Raw genomic sequence first — 1,167 nt, forward strand, 5'->3', positions numbered from 1 at the left:
TGTGGAACACCGACAGGAAGCATCAGCATCACTGCGGTAGCAGGCGAGAAATACAGTGTAGACGGCGGTGCATTTACGGCAACTTTAATTTATTCAGCTTTAACTCCGGGCGCACATACGGTAACCTCACAAAGTGTAGATGGATGCAGCTCTGCAGCAGTGCCGTTTACCATCAGCCCAGCGAAAGCGGTAGCAAATGCCCCTGTATTCGCAGTTACCCAGCCAGTCTGTGGAACGCCGACTGGAAGCATCAGCATCGCCGCTGTAACCGGTGAGAAGTACAGCATAGACGGTGGAACTTTTACAGCAACTACAACTTATGCTTCATTAACGCCGGGTTCACATACGATAACCTCACAGAGTGTTGATGGTTGTAACTCTGCGGCAACGCCGTTTACCATTACGCCAGCGAAAGTTGTAGCAACTACTCCGGTATTTGCATTAACGCAACCAACTTGCGGAACGCCAACAGGAACTATCAGCATCACTGCGGTAACCGGCGAGAAATACAGTATAGACGGCGGTGCGTTTACCGCAACTTTAATTTATTCAGCTTTAACTCCGGGATCACATACCGTTACCTCACAGAGTGTAGATGGATGCAGCTCGGCAGCAACACCGTTCACCATCAGCCCAGCGAAAGCTGTAGCGAGCACACCGGTGTTCGCCTTAACGCAACCGGTTTGTGGAACACCGACAGGAAGCATCAGCATCACGGCTGTAACTGGCGAGAAATACAGTGTAGACGGCGGTGCATTTACGGCAGCCACCACTTACGCTTCATTAACTCCTGGTGCACATACGGTAACCTCACAAAGTGTTGATGCTTGTAATTCTGCAGCAATGCCGTTTACGATTACGCCAGCGAAAGTTGTGGCGAGCACACCTGTGTTCGCAGTTACCCAGCCAGTCTGCGGAACGCCGACAGGAAGCATCACCATTACGGCTGCAACAGGTGAGAAATACAGTGTAGACGGCGGTGCATTTACGGCAACTTTAATTTATTCAGCTTTAACTCCGGGATCACATACCGTCACCTCACAGAGTGTTGATGGATGCAATTCGGCAGCAGCGCCGTTCACCATCAGCCCAGCGAAAGTTGAGGCGAACGCACCAACGGTTTCTGTTTCGGCACAGCCGGTCTGCGGAACGCCAACGGGAAGCATC

Annotated in this window: 1 protein-coding gene; it reads left to right on the top strand. The window is 51.5% G+C overall.

The genetic code is table 11. The features are described from left to right. A partial coding sequence (locus tag H7U22_RS22765; protein ID WP_187073635.1) for a hypothetical protein occupies positions 1–1,167 on the top strand: 1,167 nt, incomplete at both ends.

The organism is Pedobacter fastidiosus, from assembly GCF_014306625.1.
Taxonomy (GTDB): Bacteria; Bacteroidota; Bacteroidia; order Sphingobacteriales; family Sphingobacteriaceae; genus Pedobacter; species Pedobacter fastidiosus.